At 69.2% G+C, this 12,125-nt stretch carries 12 protein-coding genes; 6 read left to right on the top strand and 6 right to left on the bottom strand.

The features are described from left to right. Positions 1-312 precede the first annotated feature (312 nt). The gene (locus tag ACGFIV_RS28745; protein WP_358550167.1) at positions 313-513 is read right to left on the bottom strand and encodes a hypothetical protein; all 201 of its coding nucleotides are present in this window, start codon (positions 511-513) and stop codon (positions 313-315) included. 448 nt (positions 514-961) lie between these two features. Beyond that, positions 962-1,213 carry a hypothetical protein gene (locus ACGFIV_RS28740; RefSeq protein WP_358550169.1) on the bottom strand — a complete coding sequence of 84 codons (252 nt, stop codon included), beginning with the start codon at positions 1,211-1,213 and terminating at the stop codon, positions 962-964. Positions 1,214-1,461: 248 nt separating this feature from the next. Here ACGFIV_RS28740 and ACGFIV_RS28735 point away from each other — a divergent pair, with 248 nt between their 5' ends. After that, a complete protein-coding gene (locus tag ACGFIV_RS28735; protein WP_358550171.1) occupies positions 1,462-2,004 on the top strand; it encodes an STAS domain-containing protein in 543 nt (180 codons plus the stop codon). Here the strand turns inward: ACGFIV_RS28735 and ACGFIV_RS28730 are convergent. After that, positions 1,963-2,325: an STAS domain-containing protein gene (locus ACGFIV_RS28730; RefSeq protein WP_358550173.1), complete on the bottom strand. Its 363-nt coding sequence runs from the start codon at positions 2,323-2,325 to the stop codon at positions 1,963-1,965. The genes ACGFIV_RS28735 and ACGFIV_RS28730 overlap by 42 nt on opposite strands. A gap of 133 nt (positions 2,326-2,458) precedes the next feature. Then, complete coding sequence (locus ACGFIV_RS28725; protein WP_358550175.1) at positions 2,459-3,376, bottom strand: LysR substrate-binding domain-containing protein; 918 nt, start codon at positions 3,374-3,376, stop codon at positions 2,459-2,461. A gap of 258 nt (positions 3,377-3,634) precedes the next feature. On the opposite strand from ACGFIV_RS28725, the gene ACGFIV_RS28720 reads away from it, so the two are divergent. The 4 genes from ACGFIV_RS28720 to ACGFIV_RS28705 all read left to right on the top strand — a co-directional run bounded on the left by ACGFIV_RS28720 (position 3,635) and on the right by ACGFIV_RS28705 (position 8,204). Beyond that, a complete protein-coding gene (locus ACGFIV_RS28720; protein ID WP_392838214.1) occupies positions 3,635-4,576 on the top strand; it encodes a sulfite exporter TauE/SafE family protein in 942 nt (313 codons plus the stop codon). A gap of 410 nt (positions 4,577-4,986) precedes the next feature. After that, positions 4,987-6,666 (top strand): MFS transporter, encoded by a 1,680-nt coding sequence (locus ACGFIV_RS28715; protein WP_392838213.1) that lies wholly within the window; start codon positions 4,987-4,989, stop codon positions 6,664-6,666. Between the two features lie 121 nt (positions 6,667-6,787). Continuing rightward, a complete protein-coding gene (locus ACGFIV_RS28710; protein WP_358558714.1) occupies positions 6,788-7,345 on the top strand; it encodes a helix-turn-helix domain-containing protein in 558 nt (185 codons plus the stop codon). Further along, positions 7,338-8,204, top strand: a complete 867-nt coding sequence (locus ACGFIV_RS28705) for an SRPBCC family protein (RefSeq protein WP_358558713.1) — start codon at positions 7,338-7,340, stop codon at positions 8,202-8,204. The genes ACGFIV_RS28710 and ACGFIV_RS28705 overlap by 8 nt, the downstream gene beginning before the upstream one ends. Positions 8,205-8,266: 62 nt before the next feature. Here ACGFIV_RS28705 and ACGFIV_RS28700 read toward each other — a convergent pair whose 3' ends face one another. Both ACGFIV_RS28700 and ACGFIV_RS28695 read right to left on the bottom strand, forming a co-directional pair. Then, entirely contained in the window at positions 8,267-9,940 is a 1,674-nt protein-coding gene (locus tag ACGFIV_RS28700; protein WP_392838212.1) for an alkaline phosphatase D family protein, read from the bottom strand. Positions 9,941-10,327: 387 nt separating this feature from the next. Further along, complete coding sequence (locus ACGFIV_RS28695; protein ID WP_358558709.1) at positions 10,328-10,480, bottom strand: hypothetical protein; 153 nt, start codon at positions 10,478-10,480, stop codon at positions 10,328-10,330. A gap of 547 nt (positions 10,481-11,027) precedes the next feature. Here ACGFIV_RS28695 and ACGFIV_RS28690 point away from each other — a divergent pair. Beyond that, positions 11,028-11,468 carry a hypothetical protein gene (locus ACGFIV_RS28690; RefSeq protein WP_392838211.1) on the top strand — a complete coding sequence of 147 codons (441 nt, stop codon included), beginning with the start codon at positions 11,028-11,030 and terminating at the stop codon, positions 11,466-11,468. The last annotated feature ends 657 nt before the right edge of the window (positions 11,469-12,125 follow it).

Genomic DNA, 12,125 nt, shown 5'->3' with positions numbered 1-12,125 from the left:
GGTAGCCGCCGCATCCGCCCGGTGGCGAGGGAGGGGGCGGCGTCAAGGTCAGGCCGGATCCGGCCATTCGCCTGACTGTGAAATTCATGATCCTCGAACACCGGGTGAAAATCCGCTTTCACACCCCCCGGGTAGGGAGTGCCTGAATCTTGGTCACGCCGGGCACTAGGGGGGCCCTATAGGGGCCGCCGGAGAGTTTCCCCGATATCTCTCGCCCATGATTCTTCCGGGTAATCAACCGCCCATGAACGCGAAAGCGGCCGGAGCGTCACGCTCCGGCCGCACGTAGCTTTCCCCACTTTCGGCTGGGGCTCAGCCCCAGGGGGTGTTGCCGTACATCACGGACACCGGCGGGGTCGCCGAGGCCGGGACCAGCGTGGAGGTCGCGGTGGGCACGATGGTGACGGGGGCGGTCTCGGCCGTCGCGGCGGTGCTGAGGGCCGCGGCGCCGCCAGCGGCGATGATCGTGACGACGATGATCCGGGCGGCGGTGGCCTTGATGTACTCCATCATTTCAGCTGACCCCTCGTCTGTGGCCTGTGGCTCACGTCCGTGCCGTTTTCCTGCTCGCAAAAACGAAGCTATTAGGGGTCGCTATCCGCTCGTTATCGATACGCTTCTCGCCCACCACGGGCCCTCGATAGCGCTTTTTCGGCCACGTCCGCCAGGGCCTGAGGGCACGGTTTCGGGAGCGGTCGCATGGGGCTCCGGGTCATGTCGGCACCAGGGTTGACCTGCTTAAACTCGGCTGATGATCTCGCGATAAATGCTCAAATAGCCGGACACCATCCGGTCAGCCCCCATCCGACGCTCGGCCTGGGCGCCCCGGGCGGTCGGTCGTCAGGCCAGAAAAGCCGGTGGTGTACCCCTAGCGCCCGATAGGGGTGCGGGGGTGCGCCGGACGGCCGGCCCCAACGGAGCGACCCTCACGAGGGGTGGGCCGCCCGCCGTTCCGCCGGCCTTACAGTGAGACGCCTCCGCTGGACTTGTACGGACAGAGCCAGGCGAAGACCACGCTGCCGAAGTTCACCAGCATGGTGTGCGGGGCCCGATTGGCCGTTTCCGTGACCTGGAGCCGGATCACCGCGCCCTCCTGCATCCAGGCCGCGACATCGTCCTCGGTGGGCCGGGCACCGTGCAGGCGCAGCATCTGGTCATGGGCCTGGCCCGCCATTCGAAGATGCAACTCGCACGTGGGCTCGGTGTCCGCCATGATTCCCCGTCCAAACGAGATAGACCCTGCGGAGTGTCGGCGTCCCTCTCAGCGTACTCCGGCCACTGCTACGGGCCCTGATCGGTCATCTGGAATGGAGATGAGTCCTGCTGAGGTCGGCTGTTTCGCCATGCGCCCTCTCAGGAGGACGATCGGTTCATCGAGACGGTTCTCAATGAGAAAGAACCTGTCTCCGTGCCGTATGGATTTCCTGCGGCCCCCCGTACGGCGAGCCCGTAGGAGTGGGCATGGACAGGACGGAACGCTCCGACCCGATCGTCGAGTTCGGCGAGGGCCGCCTGAGGATCTTCTGGCTCAGGGCCAGGCAGAGCCTGCGGCTCGAAGGCGACGTCGACCACACCACCCTCCCCGTCCTCGCTGACGCTCTGGCGTCGGCGACGAGGGACGGCGGCGCCTTGTACGTCGACCTCGGCGGTGTGGGGTTCGTCGACGTCGGCGGGTTGCGCGCCCTGGTCGCCGCCGCCTCCCGGCTCCAAGGCGGCCGTGGCCTGACGTTGCTCTCCGCGCCCCCGTATGTTCGCCGCCTGCTCGTCCTCACCGGCTGGGACCACGCGCCGGGCCTGCGTCCGCACGGCGCGGTCAGGGCGAGACGAGGAGAAGGGCCGCAGGCCGCCGCCTCCGCCGGGCCCGCCGCCGAAGCCCCTCCCGTACGGCTGAGCCTGTCGCCCGCCGGTGGCCACCTGCGAGGCCGTGGACGGGGTGAGTCCGCCGAGGCCGTACTGGCGGGATCAGAGGCTTCTCATGGGGTCACGAGCGCCGGTTCGGCCTGACGGGGGGTTCACAAGACGGGGGCTGACGGCGAAGGTGGCCGCGAGGCCGCTGGCCGTCAGCAACCGGCGCAGGTACCGCGTCGGGGCGAGCAGGAGTAGCGTCCCGCCGCGCCGCATGGCCATGCGCCTGATGAAGACCAGGACGCCCAGCCCGCTGGAGTCGACGAATGTGACCCCGGACAGGTCGACGAGAAGCCTGCGTCCCGGCCGGTCCAAGGCGGCCAGGAGGTACTCGCGGAGCGCGTACGTCGTGAAGATGTCGACTTTTCCGGATACTCGGCAGACGGTCCGGTCGGACAGCACGTGGGTGGACAGGTCCATGAGGACCTCCTATCGGGTGGACGCGGCCGACGGCTCGCAGGCCCTGCTCCCAGTGAAGCCCATCTCCGGCCGCGGGGAAACGATCAATACGAGAAGCGGCCATCACGAGAACCGATGACCGCCGCCGGGGAGATCAGTCGGCGGACAGGTCGGCGGTCGCCAGCCATCCGAGCCGGTCTGCCAGATGCCTGGCGCTCTCGATCACCGCCGTGATGTGGGCGGACGGATCGCCGGACCGCCACAGGAGCGACCAGGGATAGCGCGCGGCCGGTTCGGTCAGAGGCTTCCAGATCGTGCCGGGCCGGTTGGACGTGCGCGAGGAGGAGGGGACGCAGAGGACACACCGCCCCTGGAGCACGAGGTCGGCCGCCGCGCGGTTGCTCTCGACGGTGCCCTCGTAGACCGTGGGCGCGAACCCGGCCGAGCGGCACAGTTCTACGACGAACTGGTTGAACTCCGGTGTCCGGGTGTCCTCCCCGAGAAGCAGGGCCTCGTCGGCGAGCGCGGCGACGGGCACGCCCTCCTGGCCGGCGAAGCGGTGGCTTTCGGGGATCAGCACGCCCAGCGGGTCGAGCCTGACCAGCTCGGAGGCCACGCCGGGGGGCGTCAGGGACGCCCGGCCGATGCCGATGTCCAGGCGGCCGTCGGCCAGTTGCCGGTACTGCTCGGGCGTGCCGATCTCCACCTGGTGGATCGTCAGCCCCGGATGGCGCTGCTGGACCGCACGCAGGATCTGCGGCATCGAGTCGTAGCCGGCGTCGATGATGCCCGCCCGCAGGGTGGGCGCGGAGGCGGCGGCGGTACGGGCCGCCTGCGCGGCGCGGCCGACATTGTCGAGGATCTGCCGGGCCTCCACCAGGAACGCGGCGCCGGCGGCCGTGAGCTCGACGTGGTGGGTGCTGCGGTCGAGCAGCCGCACCTCCAGCTCGCGCTCCAGACGCTGCACCTGCTGGCTCAGCGCCGACTGCACGATGTGCTCGCGCGCGGCGGCCCGGCCGAAATGGAGCTCCTCGGCCAGGGTGACGAAGTAGCGGAGTTGACGTAATTCCATGCCCGTCACCCCCTTCCGGCCGGGAGCGCCGATGCGGACCGTCTTCTCCAACCATACGCGTCGGCCGTGCGTGATCGGGTGGACGGCGGGCTCACCGATCCGCCGCCCGAGCAGTGAGAGCTGGAACAGGCCCCCCTACGGGTGCGTCGAGTGCCGGACGCCCCCTTGACCGTCGTAGATCGCTGCCTCAAAGTCGTGTCGTAGGTGGCCACCTATCACGCACATGTCCCCGATTTCACGCTTTCGCGAGGATGTGCCATGACGCTTACCGATGCCGCCGAGAGCCGTCACGAACCCCTGCCCTCCACTGTTCCCAGCCGCCGAGCCCGCCTCGTCCTCCTCAGTGTCCTCGCCGGCGCGGTCGCCGCCTCCCTGTGGTCGTTCCACTTCGTGGACAGCGTGATCGGGGACAACGTCGCCAACACGCTGCTCGGTCACGATGCCAAGGGCACCGCGATCACGGGGGTCGTGGCGGGAGCCGTCTTCGCGTTCGTCTCCGGACTCGCCGGGACGTTCACCGCCTGCAACGTCGCCGCCTTCGGCGCCGTGGTGCCGCTCGTACGGCAGGGCGAATCGTGGCGGAGCCGCCTCCGCGAGACGTTGCGCCCGCTCAGCAGGCTCGCACTCGGCATGATCGTGGTCAGCGGGCTGTACGGCGCGATCGGCGCCCTCTTCGGAGAACGGCTACCGCAGCTCTCCACCGCCACCGTGGGCGACGGGCTGCCCGTACGGCTGCTCCAGGCCAGCGTGGTCTTCGGGATCATCGGGCTCGCGTTCATCTGGCTCGGCCTGGCCGCGCTCCGGCTCCTGCCCGACCCGCTGGCGCGGCTGGAACAGCGCTTCCCGAACGCCCGGCTGGTGGTCCTCGGCGCGCTGGTCGGCGGGTTCCTCATCGGCCGGCCGTACCCGCTGTTCCACAAGCTGTTCACCTACGCCGCCGAGACCCACAACCCCTTCTACGGCGCGGCCGTGTTCATCCTGCAGTCCCTCGGCAACGTCGTGGTCATGGCGGTGCTGTTCGCCCTGCTCATGCTGGCGGCCAAGGGCCGGTTCGCGCGGTGGCTGACGGCCAGGCCGGCCCGTCTGGCCACGGTGACCGCCGTGGCGTTCATCGTCGCGGGGACGTTCACCTTCCTGTACTGGGACGTGCGGCTGCCCGCAATGTTCGGCTACGGCTGGTACCCCACGGCTTCCTGGTAGTCGGCCCGAACCTGTCGGCGCCCTTCGCCTGTGCGAGGGCGCCGACAGCCATGTGGGCGAACCCCATCCGCGCGTCGCCCACCCCGTACGGCAGCCACAGCGCGCCCCCAAATCGGCACACGTCGGCCCCGTCTGGCTATGCCGCGCGCCGAAGACAAAAATCGCCTTGACAAATAAGTTTGTCGGTGGGACGGTATTCACATGTTCGAAGTGGCGCGGATCGGAGACCGGAAGCGGTCGCGGTCCGGCGCGGAGAACGGCGAACCGATCAACGAAGATCAACGGCCGGACGGGGCGACGGCGCCACGAAGCCGCGCGTCCACCCCATCGGCCGGATAGCAGGGCAAGGCGCAGTCCGCCTGCGTCACGACCCGCTGTGTCGCGGACCACCGATCACGAAGGAATGTGCGATGAATGCGAACCTCGAGACCGGCCCGGGTTCACGGGCCGGGCGGCGCGAATGGATCGGGCTGGCGGTGCTGGCTCTGCCCACCCTGCTGTTGTCGCTGGACATCAGCGTGCTGTACCTGGCCCTGCCGCACCTGAGCGCAAGCCTCGGCGCCGACTCCACCCAGCAGCTGTGGATCCTGGACATCTACTCGTTCATGCTGGCCGGGTTCCTGGTCACCATGGGCACCCTGGGAGACCGCATCGGCCGCCGCAAGCTCCTGCTCATCGGCGCGGGCGCCTTCGGCGTCGCCTCCATCCTGGCCGCGTACTCGGTCAACCCGCAGATGCTCATCGCCTCCCGCGCCCTGCTCGGCGTCGCAGGCGCCACCTTGATGCCCTCCACCATGGCCCTGATCCGCAACATGTTCAAAGACCCCAAGGAGATGGGCTCGGCCATCGGGGTGTGGTTCGCCTGCTTCATGGGCGGCATGACCCTCGGACCCCTGGTCGGCGGCCTGCTGCTGGAGCACTTCTGGTGGGGCTCGGCGTTCCTGCTCGGCGTCCCTGTCATGATCATGCTGCTCGTCGTCGGCCCCCGCCTGCTGCCCGAGTACCGTGACCCCAACCCCGGACGCCTCGACCTCGCCAGCGTCGCCCTGTCCCTGGCCGCGATCCTGCCCGCCATCTACGGCCTCAAGGAGCTCGCCCGTACCGGCGCCCACCCCGCCCCCCTGGTCGCCCTGGCCGCCGGCATCGCCATCGGCATCGTGTTCACCCTGCGCCAGCGCACCCTGCAAAGCCCCCTGCTGGACGTGCGGCTGTTCGCCAACCGGTTCTTCAGCTCCGCCATGGGCGTCGGGCTCCTGGCCGGCATCGTCATGGCCGGCACCACCCTGCTGTCCAGCCTCTACCTGCAAACGGTCCAGGGCCTCGGCCCGATGAACGCCGGCCTGTGGCTCCTTCCCCAGAACATCGCCATGGTCGTCGGCTCCATGGCCGCCCCCGCCCTGGCCCGCGCCATCCGCCCCGCCTACGTCATCGCCGCCGGTCTGATCGTGGCCGCGGCCGGCCTGATCATCCACACCCAGGTCCCCGTCACCGGTGGCCTGCCCTACCTCATCACCGGCCTGGTCCTCGCCTCCTTCGGCATCGCCTTCCCCATGTCCCTGACCATGAACCTCGTCATGGGCGCCGTACCCCCGCACAAGGCCGGCTCGGTCGCCTCCATCAGCCAGACCAGCGGCGAGTTCGGCGTCGCCATGGGTGTCGCCGCCCTGGGCAGCCTGGCCACCTTCGTCTACCGCACCGACCTCGCCGGCGACCTGCCCGCGAACCTGCCCGCCACCGCCGCCCACACCGCCACAGAGAGCATCACCGCCGCCCTGGCCACCGCCCAGAACCTCACCGGGCGACTCGCCACCGACCTGGTCACCACGGCCCAGACCGCCTACACCACCGGCCTCAACACCGTCGCCGCCGTCGGCGCCGCCATCTTCATCGCCCTGGCCGTCATCTCCGCCACCATCCTGCGCAACACCAACCAGCCCACCACCCCCGACCAGCCCACCGACGAGGAGCCCCCCTCCGTCACCGACCAGACCGCACCCGCCCACCAGCCCACCCCGGCCGCCGCGACCACCACCCACAACGACCACGCTCCCGCCAAGGACGACCACCCCGTCCTGACCGCCATCGACTGATCCCCCTCACCCCCCAACAGGAGCCGGGCAGCCACGGAACCACCCGTGGCGGCCCGGCTCCTTCCGTGTGCGCGGCAGACCTTTGACAAAAATCTGGTTTACGTACAAAATTGTTTTTGCGATGAGAGACATCCTGTACCTGGAGCAGATCGAGCAGGCCGAAGCCCTGCTCAAGCCGCAGCGCATAGAGGTGTTGCGGCAGCTCGCCGAGCCGCGCACGTGCGGTGAGGTGGCGGCACGGCTGGAGCAGACGCCGCAGCGCGTCTACTACCACGTCAAGCGCCTGGTGGAGGCGAGCCTGGTGGAGCAGGTGTCCGAGCGCCGGGTGCGCGGCATCAACGAGGGCATCTATCAGGCCGGCGCCCGTTCGTACTGGCTGTCGCCGGGCCTGGTCGGCCGCATCGGCCTGCGCGCGACGCGGGACGAGCTGAGCCTCGGCTACCTCCTTGACCTGATGGAGGAGGTCCAGGCCGACATCGCCGGGCTCGACCGCGCCCGGCCCGAGTTGCCCTCTGTGGGGGTGTCGGGGGAGATCCGCGTGCCGCCCGAGCGCCGCCAGGAGTTCCTCAACGATCTGCGGAGCACGCTGCAAGACCTTTTCACCCGCTACGGCGGCGCCGAAGGCGACGCGTTCAAGCTGGCCGTGGCCTGTTACCCCAAGGGAGAGCCCCGTGAGTGAACCGATGACGCTGCGCGCCCGGGTGGCCGTGCCACTCAAGGAGGTCCATTACGCGCTGACCGACCCCCAGGCGCTGCGTACCTGGCTGGCCGAGCACGCCGAGGTCGACCTGCCCCACCGGTACGAGTTCTGGGGACGCTACACCCCCGACGGCGAGCGGGGCCGGCAGCGCCTGCTCCACGTCGACGACACCACGCTGCGGTTCTCCTGGCTGCTGGGCGGTGAGGAAACCACCACGGAGATCCGCCTTTCGGAGGAGAGTTCCGGATCGACCATCCTGACGCTGTCCCAGAGCCACTTCGACTTGCAGGACGCGATGACCGGCAGGACCATTCGAGGCGTCCTGCAGACGTTCTGGTACCTGGCCACCGCCAACCTCGTCGATTATCTGGAAGGCCGAGAGCTCACGCCGAAGTGCGACTTCACCTCTTCAGAGCTACGAGGGTGGTCGTCCATCGACGCCCCACGCGAGGCGGTGTTCGGCTCGCTCGTCGACTCCGAGCAGGTCACCAGGTGGTTCGGCTACCGCGTCGAGATCGAGCCGTACGTCGGCGGGCGCTTCGCCATGGGAGGCTTCGAGGCCGGTCAAGCCGCGAAGATCATCGACCTCGATCCCGGGCGCAGGCTGTCCACCGACTGGGCGGAGACCGGCATCACGACCTGGGAGCTGGAGGACTCCGGCGGAGGGACGCGGCTCACCTTCATCCAGAGCGGGTTCGACACCGAGCGCCCTCCCTACGCGGGCTGGATGGGCTGGCTCAGCGGGATGGCCGAGCTGCGCCGCTACCACGAGCTGAGCGACTGGAGCCCGATCTGGCTCGACAATGACGCTCCCGAAGGGGCCGCGGCGACCGGCTGACCGCCGCCCCGCAGGGCGGATCCCCCGGCGAGCGCCGGGGGATCCGCTGAGCTGTGTGCAGGTCAGGGGCGCTTGGTCTCCAGCTCCACGGTCTCCTCGACGGTGATCGGTTGGGCCGTACGGAGCGAGGGGTCGAGCGGGCGCAGGTAGGTCTGCCGCACGCCGGGCACCCGGTCCTCGATGACGAAGGTGGCCCTGGTGTACGCCTCGGACCCGGGCGTCTGGACGTGCGGCAGCACCCGGAAGTCGGCGGTCATGAGGTCGCGCTCGATCTTCGTCATCACGTAGCCCCGCTGGTTGTTGTAGAACTTCAGGTGCGGGTTGATGGCGAGGTACGGGTGCGCGGCCGGGTCGGAGTCCGCTCCGTTGCCGCCGGTGCTGATCGAGGTGGCGACCAGCTCCGATCCGACCGAGGGCCCGGTCGGGTCGTCGTAGTCGAGTTTCAGGTCACTGGCCCAGTGCGCGTGGACGTCGCCGGTGAGCACGACGGGGTTGCGCACCTTCGCGTCCACCCATCCCTGGGTGATCCGCTGACGGGAGGCGACGTAGCCGTCCCAGGCGTCCTGGCTGGTCACCTTGGCGGGCCCGGCGTTGTTGTCGCGCTGGGCGAAGAAGACCTGCTGGCCGATGATGTCCCACTGGGCGCGGGACTCGCGGAAGCCGTTCAGCAGCCACTCCTCCTGCGCGGCCCCGGTGATCGAGCGGGCCGGGTCCACGGCCGCCGGGCAGTCGTCGTAGCCGTCGCCGCACCCCTGGTCGTCGCGGTACTGCCGGGTGTCGAGCATGTGGAAGGTGGCCAGCCGCCCCCACCGGATCCGCCGGTAGAGCTGCATGTCGATGCCGCGCGGGATGGAGGCGCGGCGCAGGGGCATGTTCTCGTAGTACGCGCGGAAGGCGGCCTCGCGGCGGGCGAGGAAGTTCGGCTCGGGCTTCTCGGGCACCTCGTCGGCCCAGTTGTTGTCCACCTCGTGGTCGTCCCAGACGACCAGCCAGGGCGCCGCGGCGTGCGCGGCCTGCAGGTCGGGGTCGGCCTTGTACTGCGCGTGCCGCTGCCGGTAGCCGGCCAGCGTCTCGGTCTCGGGGCCCTCGTGGTCGCGGACGTTGCCGCCGGGGATGGTGTAGGTGTTCTTGGTGTACTCGTACTGGTAGTCGCCCAGGTGCAGGACGAGGTCCGGGCGGTCCTCCGCCAGGCGCCGGTACGAGGTGAAGTACCCGTGCTCATACTGGGCGCACGAGACGAAGGCCATGGCCAGCGCCCCGACGTAGGACTGCGGGTGCGGCGCGGTCCTGGTCCGGCCCGCGGGCGAGACGTATGGTCCGACGCGGAAGCGGTACCAGTACTCGCGGTCGGGGGACAGGCCGTCCACCTCCACGTGGACGCTGTGACCCCATTCGGGCGCGGCCACCGCCACACCCGCGCGCACCACGCGCCGGCACCGCGCGTCGGCGTACACCTGCCACAGCACGGGGAACGGGCGCGAGGGCATGCCGCCGAGGCCGTCCTCGGCGAGCGGTTGCGGGGCCAGGCGTGTCCAGATGACGAAGCCGGTGGGGTCGGGATCGCCGGAGGCGACGCCGAGCGTGAACGGGTCGGTGCGCAGGCCCCTTCCGGCCAGGCTCTGCGCGGTCTCGGCGGCGGGGTCGGGTTCGGCGAGTGCGGTGGTCGCGGGGATGGTGGCGACAGCGCCGGCGGCCAGTCCTGTCACGAGGAACGATCTTCGGTCGAGGTGCGACACGGGAGCTCCCAAGGCGATCAACGGTGTGGGACGCTCGTAGCCTCGCCAACGATCATGACTCCTCGGTTAACACCACAAGTCATGAAAAAGGCGACATATTCCATCTAGGACGCCCATTCCGGCAATTTCCTACCATCGCGCTTGTAATGCACCGCCGTCACCTGCGGAGCAAGGGCGCGGACCCAGGTAAACGCACGTTACCGGTGTTCTCCGGTCGGTATCGCGCGCCTGGCCGCACGGCATGTTTCTCGATATGACCTGCAGTTCTTTACTGATATGTCTGGGCACGGAGCGGCGGTAGGTCTGGGCATGGAGCGGCGGCCGGCTCCCGCTCATGACGAGGATCCGGCCGCCGGGGACGGCTTCCCTGCCAGGAAGAAGCTCGGGCTAGCCCTTGTAGGGCCATTTCCGCTCGTTGGTGTCCCCCGGGCCCCATCCCGACGCCATTTCGCGGATCTCGTTGCGGGAGGCCAGAGGTTCGTACGAGCGGCTACCGCTCGCGATGTCTCGCAGCTTGGACGACGGCTGACGTGCTTCCATCGGTGTTACCCCCTCTGCTGGGGCGGGAAATCGGAACGTGCGATGGCACCTTGAACGCCGGGGAACGTGCCCCACGAGACCGCCCTAAACATGCCGGCGTGTTATGTGGGCCGCGTCACACGAACTCGGATGGCCGGATGGCGATTAACGGCTGTCGTCCGAAAAATCCATCGCCTGGTGAAGAGCGGAGGACTGGTCCACACCTCGTGGCCGTCCGCCCAGGCAAAGTCCGCGCCGCCGAGGTGACCTCCCGTACGCCCCAGGGTGTCCTGCCCGCTCAGGTCATCGAGCGGGTGGGTCCGCATCCCTTGGACCGGGCAAAAATGCAGGTACGGATCCGGTGTAAAACGTACGGATCGACATTGCTGTTAACTCAGAATCATTTGATCGTGTGCTCATAATCATTGCCGCTGTCTGACTGTTCTCCGCCCTTATCCGTGTTCAGCCATTGGGTACTCTCTGAGCGGTCACATTCAGTAATCATCGCTGAGCGGAAGGTCTGTGAGTGGACATCTGCGGCGATGATTCGTACAGGGAGAAGTCACACATGATTCGCCGTCTTCTGGTCATTTCGGCATGCGCCGGCATGGCCGTCATCGCTCCCGCCGCCATGGCCTCCGCCGACGCGGCCAAGCCAGCGAAGATCGCCAAGAGCGCCAAGGCCGACTGCTGCCCCTGTGGCCCGGCCGTCGTTCCCACCGCGATCGTTCCCGCGGTCGTCGGTGCCGGGTGCGGCCTCGGCGGGGGCTACGGCCTCGGCGGGGGCTACGGCCTCGGCTACGGCGCCGGGTACGGCCTCGGGTACGGCCTCGGGTACGGCGGCGGCTACGGTCTCGGGTACGGCGCCGGTTACGGCGGCGGCTACGGCTACGGCGCCGGTTACGGCAGCGGGTACGGCGGCGGCGTCGGGTACGGAGTCGGCGTGGGCGGCGGCGGCGGCCGCGGCCTCGGCCTCGGCCTCGGCCTGGGTCTTGGCCTCGGCCTCTGACTCGCGTCATAGCGAGAAAGGCGGCGCTCCCCGGACTTCGGCCCGTGGCAGCGTCGCCTTTTCGCGTGTCAGCCGGTACGGCCGGCCGGGTGGCCGACGGTACCGGCGTCAAGAATGCTCGATCACCTAAGGGCTAGCGCCCAAGGGGTCCGTTGGTAAGCGGTCCCGTTCCCAGATTCGGGCTCGGTGCCTGGGCGCCGAGCCCGGGGATCTGACCGGCGATCACCGGTGCCGGGCCGCCCAGCCCAGCCTGGACGGGCTCCTGGTGCAGAGGACGCGGGCCGGGGTGGGGCCCAGGGTGAGGGCCGGGACGCGGGTGCGGGTACGGATGCGGGTATGGGTACGGGCGCGGACGCGGGTACGGGTAGGTGTACGGATACGGATATTGATACGGGTACGGGTACGGGTTGACCACGTAGTTCGGCGGGTACGGCCAGCCGCTGGGGGTTCCGCCGTTGATGGGGACGCAGTCGTACTGCGGGCAGGGCGTCGTGAAGCACTGCTTGGGCGAGTACACGCAGGTGTAACCCGGCGGACACGTCACGTCGCCGCATCCGACTCGCGAGCACGCGAGCTCCGACGCGGAACTCGTGGACGTAGTGGCGGCCTCGGCCTGTGTCGCCGAGCCGGTCGATGTGAAGTGAGCCGCGTCAGCCG

Origin of the sequence: Sphaerisporangium sp. NPDC049003, from assembly GCF_043197795.1 — a bacterium.
Lineage (GTDB): Bacteria > Actinomycetota > Actinomycetes > Streptosporangiales > Streptosporangiaceae > Sphaerisporangium.
Note: the sequence above shows the minus strand (reverse complement) of the source record. Positions and strands in the feature narration are given on the sequence as shown.